This is a genomic window from Stagnimonas sp. FW305-C-60 (assembly GCF_058782965.1).
Genome location: NZ_JBYSYF010000002.1, coordinates 620181 through 636061, shown reverse-complemented (window position 1 = coordinate 636061; position 15881 = coordinate 620181). Strand labels below are relative to the sequence as shown.

At 66.5% G+C, this 15881-nt stretch carries 17 protein-coding genes; 11 read left to right on the top strand and 6 right to left on the bottom strand.

Annotated features, from left to right (window positions below; genetic code table 11):
* The first annotated feature begins 432 nt into the window (after positions 1-432).
* Positions 433-1353 carry a DNA-methyltransferase gene (locus AC3WT6_RS09865; RefSeq protein WP_492653404.1) on the top strand — a complete coding sequence of 307 codons (921 nt, stop codon included), beginning with the start codon at positions 433-435 and terminating at the stop codon, positions 1351-1353.
* A 6-nt stretch (positions 1354-1359) separates the two neighbouring features.
* Here AC3WT6_RS09865 and AC3WT6_RS09860 read toward each other — a convergent pair whose 3' ends face one another.
* Both AC3WT6_RS09860 and AC3WT6_RS09855 read right to left on the bottom strand, forming a co-directional pair.
* Positions 1360-2412 carry a hypothetical protein gene (locus AC3WT6_RS09860; protein WP_492653403.1) on the bottom strand — a complete coding sequence of 351 codons (1053 nt, stop codon included), beginning with the start codon at positions 2410-2412 and terminating at the stop codon, positions 1360-1362.
* A 1-nt stretch (position 2413) separates the two neighbouring features.
* Entirely contained in the window at positions 2414-2653 is a 240-nt protein-coding gene (locus AC3WT6_RS09855; RefSeq protein WP_492653402.1) for a helix-turn-helix domain-containing protein, read from the bottom strand.
* Positions 2654-3130: 477 nt separating this feature from the next.
* Between AC3WT6_RS09855 and AC3WT6_RS09850 the strand changes: the two genes are divergently transcribed.
* A complete protein-coding gene (locus AC3WT6_RS09850; RefSeq protein WP_492653401.1) occupies positions 3131-3388 on the top strand; it encodes a hypothetical protein in 258 nt (85 codons plus the stop codon).
* Positions 3389-3423: 35 nt separating this feature from the next.
* Here AC3WT6_RS09850 and AC3WT6_RS09845 read toward each other — a convergent pair whose 3' ends face one another.
* The 3 genes from AC3WT6_RS09845 to AC3WT6_RS09835 are packed head-to-tail and all read right to left on the bottom strand — an operon-like array spanning position 3424 to position 4030.
* The gene (locus AC3WT6_RS09845; RefSeq protein WP_492653400.1) at positions 3424-3693 is read right to left on the bottom strand and encodes a hypothetical protein; all 270 of its coding nucleotides are present in this window, start codon (positions 3691-3693) and stop codon (positions 3424-3426) included.
* Entirely contained in the window at positions 3642-3851 is a 210-nt protein-coding gene (locus tag AC3WT6_RS09840) for a hypothetical protein (protein WP_492653399.1), read from the bottom strand. Before AC3WT6_RS09840 ends, AC3WT6_RS09845 begins: the two co-directional genes overlap by 52 nt.
* Positions 3848-4030: a helix-turn-helix transcriptional regulator gene (locus tag AC3WT6_RS09835; RefSeq protein WP_492653398.1), complete on the bottom strand. Its 183-nt coding sequence runs from the start codon at positions 4028-4030 to the stop codon at positions 3848-3850. The genes AC3WT6_RS09840 and AC3WT6_RS09835 overlap by 4 nt, the downstream gene beginning before the upstream one ends.
* A 520-nt stretch (positions 4031-4550) precedes the next feature.
* Here AC3WT6_RS09835 and AC3WT6_RS09830 point away from each other — a divergent pair.
* Positions 4551-4970, top strand: a complete 420-nt coding sequence (locus AC3WT6_RS09830) for a hypothetical protein (RefSeq protein ID WP_492653397.1) — start codon at positions 4551-4553, stop codon at positions 4968-4970.
* A gap of 308 nt (positions 4971-5278) precedes the next feature.
* Here the strand turns inward: AC3WT6_RS09830 and AC3WT6_RS09825 are convergent, their stop codons facing one another.
* On the bottom strand, positions 5279-5569 hold the full coding sequence (locus tag AC3WT6_RS09825) for a YkgJ family cysteine cluster protein (RefSeq protein ID WP_492653396.1): 291 nt from the start codon (positions 5567-5569) through the stop codon (positions 5279-5281).
* Between the two features lie 49 nt (positions 5570-5618).
* Between AC3WT6_RS09825 and hutU the strand changes: the two genes are divergently transcribed.
* From hutU to AC3WT6_RS09785, 8 genes are all read left to right on the top strand, one after another.
* Positions 5619-7316 (top strand): urocanate hydratase, encoded by a 1698-nt coding sequence (hutU, locus tag AC3WT6_RS09820; RefSeq protein ID WP_492653395.1) that lies wholly within the window; start codon positions 5619-5621, stop codon positions 7314-7316.
* A gap of 1194 nt (positions 7317-8510) precedes the next feature.
* Positions 8511-9245, top strand: coding sequence for a phosphoadenylyl-sulfate reductase (locus AC3WT6_RS09815; RefSeq protein ID WP_492653394.1), 735 nt, complete (start codon positions 8511-8513; stop codon positions 9243-9245).
* Between the two features lie 50 nt (positions 9246-9295).
* Positions 9296-9763 carry a DUF421 domain-containing protein gene (locus AC3WT6_RS09810; RefSeq protein WP_492653393.1) on the top strand — a complete coding sequence of 156 codons (468 nt, stop codon included), beginning with the start codon at positions 9296-9298 and terminating at the stop codon, positions 9761-9763.
* A 73-nt stretch (positions 9764-9836) separates the two neighbouring features.
* Positions 9837-11384 (top strand): histidine ammonia-lyase, encoded by a 1548-nt coding sequence (gene hutH / locus AC3WT6_RS09805; RefSeq protein ID WP_492653392.1) that lies wholly within the window; start codon positions 9837-9839, stop codon positions 11382-11384.
* The gene (locus AC3WT6_RS09800; RefSeq protein ID WP_492653391.1) at positions 11375-12757 is read left to right on the top strand and encodes a formimidoylglutamate deiminase; all 1383 of its coding nucleotides are present in this window, start codon (positions 11375-11377) and stop codon (positions 12755-12757) included. The genes hutH and AC3WT6_RS09800 overlap by 10 nt, the downstream gene beginning before the upstream one ends.
* Positions 12754-13992, top strand: coding sequence for an imidazolonepropionase (gene hutI, locus AC3WT6_RS09795; protein ID WP_492653390.1), 1239 nt, complete (start codon positions 12754-12756; stop codon positions 13990-13992). Before AC3WT6_RS09800 ends, hutI begins: the two co-directional genes overlap by 4 nt.
* Positions 13985-14785: an N-formylglutamate deformylase gene (gene hutG / locus AC3WT6_RS09790; protein WP_492653389.1), complete on the top strand. Its 801-nt coding sequence runs from the start codon at positions 13985-13987 to the stop codon at positions 14783-14785. Before hutI ends, hutG begins: the two co-directional genes overlap by 8 nt.
* Before the next feature lie 6 nt (positions 14786-14791).
* Positions 14792-15871, top strand: coding sequence for an ATP-dependent 6-phosphofructokinase (locus AC3WT6_RS09785; protein WP_492653388.1), 1080 nt, complete (start codon positions 14792-14794; stop codon positions 15869-15871).
* The last annotated feature ends 10 nt before the right edge of the window (positions 15872-15881 follow it).

Sequence of the window (15881 nt, the reverse complement as noted above, 5' to 3'; positions counted from 1 at the left end):
CTGCTCCTTGGCCGGTAGGGCGGCACGCAGCCGCTCGGGCTGGACGCCCTCGACCCCGCCAGATACCGCGCCCCCAGCCCGCCGACGCTGCACGGCAGCGCCAACGGGCGGGCAACCCGCGCAGTGCTTGCCTTGGTGGTCGCTGTTCGCGCCCCGCTGCGGCTCCGGCTGGACGCCGGACACCTCCCGGGTTGCCCGCCCGCTTTCAGCAGTCTGGGGGCGGGGCTGCGCCCCCGCTGCTCAACCGGAGCGTGGGCGCTCCTATTCCCTGCTGGGGCGGGAATCTGCTTGCGGCTCCCCCCGGGTGCGCGACGAGCTAGTGGGCCAGCTGCACCGCGCACTGAAGCGCTGACTCACTCGCTCAAAGTCCGACAGAAAATTGACCTTACCTGCCCATCTCCTGTAAGATGACAATGAGTAGCAAAGGAAAATATGAAACTAGAGTTTGACGGTCAGACAGTCTTTAACGGCACGTCAGAAAACATGGCGGAGATTCCGGATGGGTCTGTCGACTTCATTATGACCAGTCCTCCGTATTGGAACCTAAAGGATTATGGCAGTCCTGACGAGATAGGCCAATCCAGCTACGAGGAGTACCTAGCAAGACTCAACAAGGTGTGGTCAGAGTGCTTTCGCGTGGCGCGAAACGGCGCTGTCTTGGTCATCAATATCAATTCAAGACGGCATCAGAAGCGCTTTTACCCAATTCCATTTGATATAGCGACCAGAATGGAGGCGTGGAGCTTCTGGGACCACGTCATTTGGTATATACCCAACGCGCTTCCTCAGCCGAATCACTATATGGAGCGGCTGCTCGACAATAAATATGAGTCTTGCCTCGTGTTTATCAAGGGCGGGGCTGACGACTATAAATGCCACAAGCCGCGAGTCCCACAGAAGTATGCGTCTGCCGACCCACGGGCTCACAAAATCAATCCTAAGGGCCGATGCATTGGCAATATTCTGAGGATACCAGCGTACCGCCCTCCGAACGTCAAGGAGATGGGCTATCACGTCGCAGCCTATCCGGAAGAGTTAGTCGCATTCTTCATGCAAACATACTCTGACGAAGGTGATACTATCCTTGACCCATTCGTGGGGTCTGGGACCACATTGAAGGTGGCCCGAGTAATGGGGCGGAAGGGGCTTGGATTTGAACTAAACCCCGACTATCTCCCGCTTATCGAGAAAAGGATATCGGAAAACTGGGCCGTGCCGCCCTGGACCGATGTTGACATTCTGCACTCGGCGACAATGGAAACTGGAGCGCAGAAGAAGCGCAAAGTTCAATTTTCTGAAGGGTCCAAAAGGCCCACCAAGAATGAAAGCGGGCTCCCCGACCTCTTTGAGTAAATGACTTTAAAGCACCTGAATTAGTCCTCGCCCTGCCTCAATTCCTTCAGGGAAGGGCTGGCTTTCAAGAGTTACCACGTCTGAATAGCGGGCCAAGAACGAGGTGTGCTTAGCCCTATCCGATGCCTCAAGGTGTAGCCTTGCTCGTTTGTTGGTTCGCTTGGCGCAGATGACGCCAAGCTTCCAGATGGTGCTGAACTGACAAAACTCATCAGCCTTCTCCAACACCCCGTTAAGGCCAGCAGAGTTTGATTCAAATCCGATGCCGTCGATAAAGCCGACCAATGTGGGGCGAGATGCAGTTGGCAGGCTGTCAATCATGCGTCTGGCCTCATCCACCTCCAGGTGGTCTTTCGACTCTCCGTATTGACCAATATTTGATGTGTGGACTGTGCTTTTGATACAGACGGTCGGTTGTTGAACGTTAGGTACAACAATATCAAAAGATACTTCGCGCCACATCGCGTCTCGGCACAGCGGATTGTCCGCCTTTTCTTCTGGCGCGAATGGCACCCCCAGCCGAAGAAGGAGGGTTGCAATTCGGTATTCGGCTTCGTGACCGCTTCGCTTTGCGCGTTCTTGTCGAATATAGCCCGGCCATGTCGCTTGATTAAGCCCTTGAAGCATACGATTCAGCGGGTCGCTTGCCCCGGAGTGATGCAACACTCGACGCAGCTTTTTTACAAGGTACGGTCCAGCAATATTCCAGCTGCTGGTGTGACTTGCGAGGGAAAGGTGGCTTGACAAGCGAAGGCTACGTCGATTTTCCCCTGCCGATGCCTTTATGTCCTGCAGAATTTTATTTCGTGTGATGCCGCAAATTTGCAGCAGCACCTCAATCTGTTTGGCAGTCGCGGCATTGGAGAGCGGCGATTTCAGCCATGTCGCGATTTGTACGTCGCTTTCTCCACTATCCAGCTTGCTCATTACTGAGCGCAGCAGACTCAACTCAGCTGCGCTCAAATCTCTGCGCTCGTCAAAGGCGGTTTGAAATTCGTCTTCGGAATGGTTCCAGACTGAGGAAAAAAACTCAGCTCTTCTTTGTTCAACTGTTTCCATGTCAACCTAGGTCAGTGGCGTCAATATCGGCGACTAGAGTTGCGCACCGGGTGTCTAGGGCTATTGAAATCTTGAGAATGTTCTCTAAGGTCAAATTTCTCTCCCCTCGCTCTATTCCGCCGACGTAAGTGCGATGCAGTCCCGCCAAGTCCGCAAGTTCTTCCTGGGTTAGGCCAATTGCTTGTCGGCGTGCAAAGACCGCTGCGCCGAACTTTCTGAGAAATGCAGGCTTTTTCTTCACGTGGGCATTAAAGGTCGATGATGACTATTCGTCTACAGACTATAAGTAGCGCGAATATGCAGTCGCTCCAACTTGCCGCCCGGTTCTGAACTTAGATGGATAAGGCCTCGCCGCTCGGTATTGGCCTCGAAAGGCAAGGTGACCGGGTGAGGATCACCCGGTCACCTGGGCCCCTTTGCCGCGACCCACGAAGAAAAACACCCCCTCCCAGAAGAGGCTCCTGCCAAAACCTGAAGGAAGAAGGACGAAGAAGAAGGCCGCCCGGCGGGTGGCCGTCACCCGCCGTGGCGCGCCGAGTCTGGGCGCTCTACGGAGCGGGTGACTGGTGAAGGGCGGGCATGGCCCGCCCTGGGTGGGGCAGGGATAGGCCATGAGACTGCCGGGCACGGGCAGGACCGCTGGCGAGCCTTGGCACATTGGCCGGCACTCCGGGTAGGCGGTGCAGACGGTGGGCGTCACAACCTCCCCGGAGTTGCCATGCCCTACTGCACATTCTTCGGCCACCTGCTGGCCGCCCTCCGCCTGCGCCCGTCGGAGCCTGAAGCCGCCGCCGATGCCGGCGGCTTCAGCCCTGGCACGGCATCGCCCTTCGGTCCCCAGGTCAACGGGGACGGCACGCCGATGCTCAACGACGCGGTGGACGTCATGGGCAAGCCCTATGGCGACGCCGGCTCACTGTTCAGCGGCACCGACGGCGGCGGCATGTTCGACAGCGGCTCGCACGGCACCGACTGATGAATGAAGAAGGGCGGCCACTTGGCCGCCCTGACTTACTGCTCCTGCCCTGCCTTGGCGGCTTTCGCCGCCTCGCGTCGCTGCAGGCGCTCCTGCTTGCGCGCTGCGATGGCCTGCGCACCCTGCCGGATGCGCTCCCGGTCCGGGCACTCGAACAAGATGCGGTAACCCTGCCCCAGCGGTTCCCTGCGGATGAGGCCCAGGGTCTCCAGGTCCGCCAGGTGGAGGCGGACGGCGCGCTCGTCTTTGCCCGTCAGCTTGGCGATGTACGGCCGGCGTACGTGGTGTTGCCCTCGTAGTGACACGACGCCAGCGCCAGGTACACGTACATCGTGGCGTTGTCGATGCAGTCCACCACGTTGAACAGCAGCTTGCGTGGCAGGCAGAAGTACCCGCCTTCGCCGTAGCCCTCGTACCAGTGGTTGTTGTCGTCGCTCGGAATGCGGTCGCGGCTGCGCTTCATGCCTCGCCCCCGAGCTGGGCGTCGAACCAGGCTTGCACGGCCGAAAGCTTGAAGAAGGCCAACCGGCTGCCGTGCACGTGCAGCGGTGCCGGGAAGCCCAGGGTGGCAATCCACACCTCCAGGGTGCGGGTGGAAATGCCCAGGCGTTCGACCAAGGCGGCTTTACAGATGTAGTCCAAAGGGTGACTCCGATGCCGGTCCCGACCGGCGGCGGAGCCGGCGACATGCCGGGCTCTGGTGGTCTAGAAGCGTTTTTTTTGCCTTCGCGCAGGTGCGCGCAGCCACGCGTCGAGCGGGCCGGCCGGTCCGTCTTGCGGTCCGTCGCTACACGGAGGGTCACGGACCGAACCCCATGAAGCTGCCTACCCACGACCTGCACGGCTTGCTGAGCAAGCCCATCGCCGCCGCCACACCCTCGCCTCAACCCCCACGCCCGGCCGCCAGGCGCAGCGGGCGGGACGTCGCGCGACTGAACGAGCTCAAGGCCATCAAGGCGGTGGCCGCGTTCGGGCATCTGCGCATCACCGAGCTGGCCCGGGCGGTATGGCCGCAGGCCCGCTACGCCGAGCAGCTCGCTCGCCGCACGGCGGCCCGGTTGGTGGCGGCGGGCCTGCTGCTGGAGCGCCGCAACGCGCTGGGCTCCCGCAGCCTGTGCCTGACCCGGGGCGGGGCGGGGCGGCGTGGCTGGAAGTGCGCGGGGTGGAGGCGCAGCGCACGCTGGACCTATCCAGCGTCGCCGGCAGCACGTTCTTCCACCGCACCCTGGCCACGCGCTACTTCATCGAGCGGCAAGTCGAGGGCTACACCGTCGCGGGCGAGTACCTGCTGCTGCGGCGCAAGACGCCGTTCCCTGCCGAGGCGCTGGTTAAGGCGCTGCGCAAGCTGCCCGACGGGGCGGTCTGGCGGCGCGGAGCCGACGGGCATGTGAGCGTCGAGCTGGTGGAGCAGGAGGCCGCAGCCAAGGCGCGCCCGGAGCTGGAGCGCTGCCTGAAGGCCGCCGAGTTCGTCGGCCGGGCGCTCGACGCGGAAGGCCGCTACCGCATCGGTGGGTTGGTGTTCGTGTTCGACCGGGAGCTGAGCCATGCGCGGCGCATCGCGCTGGCTGCTTCGTCGCTGTAGGGCCACCGGTCACCCGCCGAGCGGGCGGCGCTGGAGCGCCGGGTCAAGCTGGTGGCGGTCGAGCTGCGCGACCCGCTCGTGTGGGTCAGCGCCAGCACGACGACGCTGCACGACCTGCGGCATCGGGGCATATAAACCGCGCGTCTTATACCTATCAGACCCGCATCAGTTCAGCGAGGCCATCGGGGTACTTCTGATTAGGCGCGCACCCCGCGCGCCCGTTCGCCAGTCACGCGGCGTCCGGAAAATGCACTGTGCGGCCCCGCGAAGGGGAGAAGGCGCCTTCGGGCGCCTTCTTGTTTCCGGGCTCAAGCGCCTGGGCGGGTCAGGTTCTCCATCCGCTCCAGCCAGGCGATGGCGTGCTCGCGCGAGGTGCCGCACATCTCGGTGCTCGGCTGCAGCCCGCCGCACACGGCCGGCCGCTCTGGTTGACCGAACAGCTCGCAGGCCAGCTCGGGCGTCAGGTGCGCGCACCGCTCCCCGGCCCGCTTGCCACGGGGCATCTTCGGCATAGGTGTCGAGATAGACGGCGCGATGCAGCACGCCCCGCAGCCTGGCCGGCACTCAGGGGCTCCGTAAGATGTCGCCACCGGTTCCATTAGCTGCTCCACGGCTTACCATCGGGCGTCCCCAAGTGGAGGCCCTGCCATGAACGATTTCTCCCGGCCGCAGTCGGCGGCCCGGCTGGTCCGCGCCGCGCGCGGCAAGGTGCTGAGCGCCAAGTCCTGGCTCACCGAGGCGCCGCTGCGGATGCTGATGAACAACCTCGATCCCGAGGTCGCCGAGCGGCCGGAGGATCTGGTGGTCTATGGCGGCATCGGCCGCGCCGCCCGCAACTGGGCCTGCTACGACGCCATCGTCGAAACGCTCCGCAAACTCGAAGACGACGAAACCCTGCTGATCCAGTCCGGCAAGCCGGTCGGCGTGTTCAAGACCCACGCCGATGCGCCTCGGGTGCTGCTCGCCAATTCCAATCTGGTGCCGCACTGGGCGAGCTGGGAGCACTTCCACGAGCTCGATGCCAAGGGCCTGATGATGTACGGCCAGATGACCGCCGGCTCCTGGATCTACATCGGCAGCCAGGGCATCGTGCAGGGCACCTATGAAACCTTCGTCGAGGCCGGCCGCCAGCATTTTCAAGGCTCGCTGAAAGGCAGGTGGATACTCACCGGCGGGCTCGGCGGCATGGGCGGCGCGCAGCCGCTGGCCGCCACCATGGCTGGGGCCTCGATGCTGGCGGTGGAGTGCGATCCCAGCCGCATCGCTATGCGCCTGCGCACCCGCTATCTCGATGAGAGCGCCGAGTCCATCGACGAGGCGCTGGCCAAGATCGAGGCCGCGCATCGGTCGGGCAGGGCGATTTCGGTCGGCCTGCTGGGTAACGCCGCCGAGGTGTTTCCGGAACTGCTGCGCCGCACGCAGGCGGGCGATGCGCGGGCGCGGCCGGATCTGGTCACCGACCAGACCAGCGCCCACGACCCGCTCAACGGCTATCTGCCGGCCGGCTGGTCGCTGGAGCAGGCGCGTGCGCAGCGCACGGCGAATCCGGCGGGAGTGATCGCCGCCGCCAAGCAGTCGATGGCGGTGCAGGTGCGCGCCATGCTCGGCTTTCATGGCCTGGGCATTCCCACCGTCGATTACGGCAACAACATCCGGCAGATGGCCAAGGAGGTCGGTGTGGCCAATGCCTTCGACTTTCCCGGCTTCGTGCCGGCCTATATCCGGCCGCTGTTCTGCCGTGGCGTCGGGCCGTTCCGCTGGGCGGCGCTGTCCGGCGAGCCCGAGGACATCTGGCGCACCGACGCCAAGGTCAAGGAACTGCTGCCCGAGCACGCGCACCTGCATCACTGGCTGGACATGGCGCGCGAGCGCATCGCCTTTCAGGGCTTGCCGGCGCGCATTTGCTGGATCGGCCTGGGCGAGCGCGCCAAGGTCGGCCTGGCCTTCAACGCGATGGTGCGCAGTGGCGAGCTGAAAGCACCCATCGTCATCGGCCGTGATCATCTCGACAGTGGCTCGGTAGCCAGCCCCAACCGCGAGACCGAGGCGATGGCCGACGGCAGCGACGCGGTCAGCGACTGGCCGCTGCTCAACGCCCTGCTCAACTGCGCTTCCGGTGCCACCTGGGTGTCGCTGCACCACGGCGGCGGTGTCGGCATGGGGTATTCGCAGCATGCCGGCATGGTGATCGTCTGCGACGGCAGCGAGGCCGCCGACCGGCGTCTAGCGCGGGTGCTCACCAACGATCCGGCCACCGGGGTGATGCGGCATGCCGATGCGGGCTACGCCATCGCGCAGGATTGTGCGCGCGAGCAGGGTTTGAATCTGCCGATGTTGGGGCGCTAGCCGCGGCGTTTGCTGACCTCTCTCGTTCCTTGCGAGGGCGCTGGCCACGCTATGAGCGCCTGTTCCCCTCCCCTTTGCGGGGGTGAGGCGGAAATGGGCGAAGCATGACTTCGCCCCGCCGAACGCCATCGGCCATGCATGGGCCGATGGCCGGCCAGGTTAGGGGAGGGGGGAAGCCGTGGCGGGGTGCGGTGCTTTCGCTTGGGCATTCTGGTGTGCGGCGGTTTGCGTTCGCGCATTCGCGCTCTGCTGACCTTGCAGGGCTTGATAGCTTTTTTTCGCCTCTTGGCGACTCACTTTTCTTTGCTTGTGCAAAGAAAAGTAAGCAAAAGAAAGCACACCCCTGCGTCGCGCCCCTACGGGGTGCCCTGCGATGCTCGTGGCCGGGGGGACGCGCCCGAACTCGGCGCCCTATAGGCGCCTCGAACATGCGGGCGCTTCCATACCCCCCGTCCCCTGCGCTTCTCGGCGCTTACGAAGGGGAAGGCAAGTCAAAAGCCACATCAACAGCACTCAGGCTCGTCGGCTATGCCGACATCGCGCGAGCGAAGCAAGCGCCTGCCGTTGCTGGTGATGTGGCTTCTGTCTTTGCTGCGGACGTAGGCCGCCGTGCGGTGGACGTACCGGTCCCCTTCGTAGCGCCGAGAAGCGGAGGGCCAAAGGGGGATGACAGCGAGCGCCTGTTTGAGGCGCCTATAGGGCGCCGAGTTCGCGAGCGGCCCCTTTGGGCCGAGCATCCCAGGTTTACCCCCGTAGGGGGCGCTACGCAGGGGGGTGCTTTCTTTTGCTTACTTTTCTTTGCACAAGCAAAGAAAAGTGAGTCGCCAAGAGGCGAAAGAAAGCTATCAGGCCCTGCGAAGTCAGCAGAGCGCGAACGCGCGAACCACGCACACGCAGACCAAGGCGAAGGCCAAGCGCCCCGCCACGGCATTCCCCCTCCCCTAACCTGGCCGGCCATCGGCCCATGCATGGCCGATGGCGTTCGGCGGGGCGAAGTCATGCTTCGCCCATTTCCGCCTCACCCCCGCAAGGGGGAGGGGAACTGGCGTGGCCAGCCATTGCCCCACGCGTGGGCAATGGCGTTGAGCCTCGGGGAAATGCAAAGTGAATAAGCAAATGACTCAACCACAGGCCGGCTTCCACTAAACTGCACGCCCCCTGGAACCTGTCCCAGGGGCCCAGCCCTGGAGCCACATGAACGCCGTCCTGCAGACTCTGAGCACCGCCACTACCGTCGTGACCGACGCGGTCGAGAACAGTGCCGGCCTGGATGCGGTGGCCATCGAGGCGCTCAATGCCCGCTATGCGCCGCTGTCGTTCGAGCAGCGGCTGCAGGCGCTGTACCGGGATTTCCCGGTCGACAAGGTGCTGGTCACCTCGTCCTTCGCGGCGACCTCGGCCTTCTTCCTGCATGTGGTCTCGATGCTGGAGCCGGCGCAGAAGATCGCCTTCATCGACACCGGCTACCACTTTCCGGAGACCCTGGCCTATCGGGAATACCTGATCCAGCGCTTCGGCCTGACGGTATTCGACGTCAAGCCCGACGAGTTCCACCATCAGTTCACGGTGGCGGAAAAAACCTATCTGTCCGACCCCGACCTCTGCTGTGCGGTCAACAAGGTGCAGCCCCTGGACGCGATCAAGCCGCGTTACCAGGTCTGGGTGTCGAGCCTGATGGGCTGGCAGACCGACGACCGCGCGGCGATGAAGATCTTCGAACCGCGCCGCGGCATCATCAAGTTCAACCCGATGATTGACGTCAGCCGCGAGCAGCGCGACGCCTACATCCGCGAACACGATCTGCCTTTCCACCCGCTGGTGGCGCAGGGCTATTCCTCGATCGGCTGCATCCACTGCACGGTCAAGGGCGAGGGTCGCAGCGGCCGCTGGCAGGGCAAGCCGAAGACCGAGTGCGGCTTGCATCTCTGAAGCACCGGCGGGGCGCTAGTCTGAGGGAGTAAACCTCGGAGGAAGTCCCCATGTTTGATCTCGCCGTTCCCCTGTCGGAGCTGGTACTGCGCGCCGTCGCGGTCTATGTCTTTCTGCTGCTGATGCTGCGGCTGACCGGCAAACGCCAGGTCGGCCAGTTGGCGCCCTTCGACTTCGTGCTGCTGCTGATCCTGAGCAATGCCGTACAGAACTCGATGAATGCCGGCGACAACTCCCTGCTCGGTGGCCTGGTGTCGGCGGCGACCCTGGTGGCGCTGAATTACCTCACCGGCCTGGCGACCTTCCGCAGCCGCCGTGTCGAGAAGCTCATCGACGGCGAGCCGGAGCTGCTGATCCACGACGGTCGCCTGTTCCCCAAGGCACTGGCGCGGGCACAGATTTCCGAGCACGAGCTGTATGCCGCCCTGCGCCAGAACGGCTGCACCACGCCGGAGTCGGTGGCCCTGGCGATGCTGGAAACCAATGGCGTCATCAGCGTGGTGCCGCGCCCGCGCTGAAGCGCAGCCTGGCCCGGTTGCGTCGGCGACGGCAGCGACTACTCTAGGGCTCTAGCGACTTTACGAGCCCCGCATGCCCAGCCTGTTCGCCATCAACCCGGGCGCCCTGAGCCTGGCCGACTGCCGCTTGCTGGCGGCCGGCAGCCATCACCTGGCACTGATGCCCGATGCCCTGGAGGGCATCCTCGCCTCCGCCGCGGCGGTGCAGGCGGTGGTCGCAGCCGGCGCGCCGGCCTATGGCATCAACACCGGTTTCGGCAAGCTGGCCAAGACCCACATCCCCGACGCGCAACTGGAGCAGTTGCAGCTCAATCTGGTGCGCTCGCACGCGGTGGGCACCGGCCCCCTGCTCGACGACGACACCGTCCGGCTGATCCTGGCGCTGAAGGCCGCCAGCCTGGCGCGCGGCTACTCCGGCGTGCGGCCAGCGGTGATCGAGGCGCTGCTGGCGCTCTACAACGCCGGCATCCTGCCCTGCATCCCGGGCAAGGGCTCGGTCGGTGCTTCCGGCGATCTGGCGCCGCTGGCGCATCTGACGCTAGCGCTGCTGGGCGAGGGCGAGGTGCGCGTCGGCGGCGTGCAGATGCCGGCCGTAGAGGCGCTCGAAGACGCCGGCCTGGAACCGCTGCGGCTGGCCGCCAAGGAAGGTCTGGCCCTGCTCAACGGCACCCAGGTTTCTACCGCGCTGGCCTTGCGCGGATTATTTGAGGCGGAGGAGCTGTTCGCGGCGGCGGTGGTCGCCGGCGCGCTGTCGGTGGATGCCGCCAAGGGCAGCGACGCGCCCTTCGATGCGCGCGTGCAGGCGGTGCGCGGCCAACCGGGGCAGATCGCGGTCGCCGCGGTCTACCGGCGGCTGCTGGAGGGCAGCGCCATCCGCGCCTCGCACCGCGTCGGCGATGACCGCGTGCAGGATCCCTACTCGCTGCGCTGCCAGCCGCAGGTGATGGGCGCCTGCCTGGATGTGTTGCGCAATGCCGCCCGCACGCTGGAGATCGAGGCCAACGCGGTCACCGACAATCCGCTCGCTTTCGGTGGCAGCGATGGCGAGCTGGGCGAGGTGATTAGCGGCGGCAACTTTCACGCCGAGCCGGTGGCGCTGGCTGCCGATACCCTGGCGCTGGCCATCGCCGAGATCGGCGCGCTTTCGGAGCGGCGGATCGCGCTGCTGATCGACGCCAGCTTGTCCGGCCTGCCGCCGTTCCTGGTGGCGAAGCCCGGCCTCAATTCCGGCTTCATGATGGCGCATGTCACCGCCGCCGCTCTCGCCAGCGAGAACAAATCGCTGGCGCACCCGGCCAGCGTCGACAGCCTGCCCACCTCCGCCAACCAGGAGGATCACGTCAGCATGGCCACCTTCGCGGCGCGGCGGTTGCTGGAGATGGCCGCCAATACCCGCGGCATCGTCGCCATCGAGCTGCTGGCGGCGGCGCAGGGCGTGGACTTTCACGCGCCGCTGCGCAGCTCGCAGAGCTTGCAGCGGGTGCGCGACGCGGTGCGCGAGCGGGTGCCGTTCTATCAGGAAGACCGCTACTTCGCGCCCGACATCGCCGCCGCCATCGACTACCTGCACCAGGAGTCGCTGACGCCGCTGCTCGCGGAGTTGCTGCCCTCATGGGGATGAACCGTCGCTACCACGCCAGCCGCGCGCTGCTGGCCGGCGGCTGGGCGGGCGAGGTAGAGCTGGAGGTGGACGCGCAGGGGCTGATCGTCGCACTCCGCCCGGAGAGCCCCGTCGGTGATGCCGAGCGCCTGGCCGGGCCGCTGATCCCCGGCATGCCCAATCTGCATTCGCACGCCTTCCAGCGGGCGATGGCCGGCCTCACCGAGAAGGGCGGGCCCGAGGGCGACAGCTTCTGGTCCTGGCGCGAGCAGATGTACCGCTTCCTGGAGCGGCTGACGCCCGAGGATGTCGAGCTGATCGCCACCCGGCTCTACATCGAGATGCTGGAAGCTGGCTACACCAGCGTCGCCGAGTTCCACTACCTGCACCACGATCCGGCCGGGCAGCCCTACGCCAATCCGGCGGAGATGGGCGAACGCATCGCCGCCGCCGCGGCTACCGCCGGCATCGGCCTGACGCTGCTGCCGGTGTTTTACGCGCAGGGCAATTTTGGCGGCGCGCCAGCGACGGCGGGGCAGCGGCGCTTCCTGCACGGTCTCGAGGACTTCCAGCGCCTGCTCGATAGCCTCGCCGCCACGGTTCGCACGCAGCCCTGGCAGCGCCTCGGCCTGGCGCCGCACTCGCTACGCGCGGTCACGCCCGGACAACTGCGTGAGCTGCTCCGCCAGCTCGATGGCCTGGACCCGCAGGCGCCGATCCACATCCACGCCGCCGAGCAGCAGAAGGAGGTCGATGACTGCCTCGCCTGGTGTGGCCAGCGGCCGGTGGAATGGCTGCTCTCCGAAACCGGGCTGGGGCCGCGCTGGTGCCTGGTGCACGCCACGCACTTGCTGCCGAGCGAGACCACCGGCCTCGCCGCCAGCGGTGCGGTGGCCGGGCTCTGCCCCAGCACCGAGGGCGATCTCGGCGACGGTTTCTTCGACGCGCCGCGCTATCTCGCCGCCGGCGGGCGCTTCGGCATCGGCGGCGACAGCCATGTCGGCGTCGATCCCTTCCAGGAACTACGCCTGTTCGAGTACGGCCAGCGGCTGCGCCAGCAGCGCCGCAATGTGCTGGTCAGCGAGCTGGGCGCCTCCCTGGGCGGCCGCCTGTACCGCGCCGCGCAGGCCGGCGGCGCGCAAGCCCTGGCCCAGCCCATCGCCGGTCTGGCGGTGGGCCAGCGTGCCGACTGGCTGGTGCTCGATGTCGATGATGCGGCGCTGGCCGAGCAGCAGGACGATGGTCTGCTCGATGCCGCCATCTTCGGCCCGACGCGCCGGCCGGTGCGCGATGTGATGGTGGCCGGCCAATGGCGGGTGCGCGAGGGACGGCATCCACAGTCGGCGTTCAGTCTGGCGCGCTACCGTGCGCTGATGCGGAGGCTGAGGTCATGATCGAACAGGACGGAGTGGGTGAGGATGGCGTCTGGCTCAACGCCCGGCTGGCAACCATGGTGCCCGGTGCCGATCCCTACGGCAGCATCGAGGACGGCGCGGTGGCGGTGCTCAACGGCCGCATCGCCTGGGTCGGGCCGCGCTCCGAGTTGCCGCGCGACTGGCGCGGGGCGATCCAGCACGACTGCGGCGGTGGCTGGCTGACGCCGGGCTTCATCGACTGCCATACCCATATCGTCCACGCCGGCTGCCGGGCGGGCGAGTTCGAGCAGCGCCTCAATGGCGCCAGCTACGAGGACATCGCCCGCGCCGGTGGCGGCATCCTCGCCAGCGTGCGCGCCACCCGCGAGGCCAGCGAGGAGCAGTTGCGCATCCAGAGCCTGCACCGCCTGCGGCGGCTGCTGAGCGAGGGCGTGACCACGGTGGAGATCAAGTCCGGCTACGGGCTCGACACCGAGACCGAGTGCAAGATGCTGCGGGTGGCGGCGCAGTTGGGTGAGGAGGCGGGCGTGCGGGTGTTCCGGACCTTTCTCGGCGCCCATGCGCTGCCGCCGGAGTACGCCGGTCGCGCCGAGGCCTACATCGATCTGATCTGCGAAGAGATGCTGCCGCGCGTCGCCAAGGAGAAGCTGGCCGACGCGGTGGATGCCTTCTGTGAGCGCATCGCCTTCAGCCCGGCGCAGGCGCAGCGGCTGTTCGAGCGCGCCCGCGAACTGGGTCTGGCGGTGAAGCTGCATGCCGACCAGCTCTCCGATCTGGGCGGTGGCGCCCTGGCGGCGCGCGTCGGTGCGTTGTCCGCCGACCATCTGGAATACAGCTCGGAGAAATCGCTGAAGGCCATGGCCAAGGCCGGCACCGTCGCGGTGCTGCTGCCCGGCGCCTACTACATGCTGCGCGAGACGCAGTTGCCGCCGGTGGAACTGATGCGCAAGCACGGCGTGGCAATGGCGGTGTCCACCGACTGCAATCCTGGCACTTCGCCCTGCGTCTCGCTGCTGCTGATGCTGAACATGGCCTGCACCCTGTTCCGGCTCACGCCCGCCGAGGCTCTGGCCGGCGTCACCCGCCATGCCGCCGCGGCGCTGGGCCTGAAAAAAGTCACCGGCCAGATCGCGCCGGGCCTGGCGGCGGACTTCGCGCTCTGGGACATCGGCCGCCCGGCGCAACTGGCCTACGCGCTGGGCGCCAACCCCTGCGTCGGCCGCGTGTTCGGAGGGCGCTGGCTGCATGACTGAGGAAGCCGTCTACAGCCTGCTGCCCGGCGACTCGCCGCTGCTGATCAGCGTGCCGCATGCCGGCACCTACATCCCGCCGGACCTGCGGGCGCGGATGAGCACCGCCGCCCAGGGCGTGGCCGACACCGACTGGCATGTGCCGCTGCTCTACCAGTTCGCGCTCGCCGCGGGCGCGGGCCTGCTGGTGGCGACGCACTCGCGCTACGTGCTCGACCTCAACCGCAATCCCGATGGCGCTGTGCTGTATCCCGGCGCCGACAACACCGAGCTGTGTCCGACCACGAGCTTCGCCAGCGAGCCGCTGTATCTGCCGGGCCAGGCGCCGGACGCCGCCGAGATCGCGCGGCGCCGCGAGCGCTACTGGCAGCCCTTCCACCAGACCCTGGACGCCGAGCTTCAACGCCTGCGCGCGCGTCACGGCCATGCCCTGCTGCTCGACGGCCACTCGATCCGCAGCCGGGTGCCGCGCTTCTTCGAAGGGCGGCTGCCCGATCTCAATCTCGGCACCGCCGACGGCCAGAGCTGCGCGCCGGCGCTGCAGGCGCGCGCCGAGCAGGTGCTGCTCTCCGCCCAGGGCTTCAGCGCGGTGAGCAATGGCCGCTTCAAGGGCGGCAGCATCACCCGCCGCCACGGCCAGCCGGGGCAGGGCGTACATGCCCTGCAACTGGAGATCGCCCAGGCCTGCTACATGGACGAAGACCCGCCCTGGGTCTGGAACCCGCGCCAGGCGCAAGCCCTGGTCACCGTGCTGACAGGTCTGGTGGATACTCTGCTGGCCTGGCGCCCTCACTAGAACCCCATGAAACCGATCAAGACTCTTGGCGTGCTCACCAGTGGCGGAGACTGCGCCGGCCTCAATGCGGTGATCCGCGCGGTGACCCTGCATGCCCGGCAGGCGTACGGGTTTCGCGTGCTGGGCATCCTCGACGGCACCCTGGGCCTGATGGACCGGCCGATCCGCTACCGCGAGCTGCACGCCGAGATGTGCGACGGCCGCCTGCTGCGCGAGGGCGGCACCGTGCTGGGCACCACCAATCGCGGCGATCCCTTCCATTACCCGATGCCCGACGGCAGCTTTGTCGACCGCTCCGGCGACTTCGCCGAAGGCGTGCGCCAGCTGGGCCTGGACGCGCTGATCGTGGTCGGCGGCGATGGCTCCATGCGCATCGTCTCGCAGCTCTGCGCGGTGGCCGGCATCGGTATGGTCGGTGTGCCCAAGACCATCGACAACGACGTGCACGGCACCGAGTACTCGGTGGGTTTTTCCACCGCCGTCAACGTGGTGGTGGATGCCCTCGACCGCCTGCAGCCCACCGCCGCCAGCCACCACCGGGTGATGGTGCTGGAGACCATGGGCCGCGACGCCGGCCACATCGCGCTCAACGGCGGCATCGCCGGCGGCGCCGACGCCATCCTGATTCCCGAGCTGCCCTACACCCTGGACGGTCTGGCGCGGCGCATCCGCGAAGTGCTGGCGCAGGGCCGTAGCCATGCGCTGGTGGTGGTCGCCGAAGGCGTGCGCACCGAACAGGGGCGGCCGGTGACCGATCTGCTTTCCGGACGTTACGGCGGCATCGGCCAGTACTTGGTGGACGAGATCACCCACCGCACCGGCGTCGAGACCCGCGCCACCATCCTCGGCCATGTGCAGCGTGGCGGTACGCCCTCGGCGCGCGACCGCATCATTGCCAGCTCCTTTGGCGTGCGCGCCGTGGAGCTGGTCGCCGAAGGCCGTTACGGCAGCATGGTCGCCTGGCAGGATCGCGGCGTGGTCGAGGTGCCGATGTCGATGGTCACGGTCGGCGCCCGCGCGGTCTCTCCCGACGACCCCCTGATCCAGACCGCGCGCGGTCTGGGCGTCTACGTTGGCGAAGTCTGAGTCGGCGCGG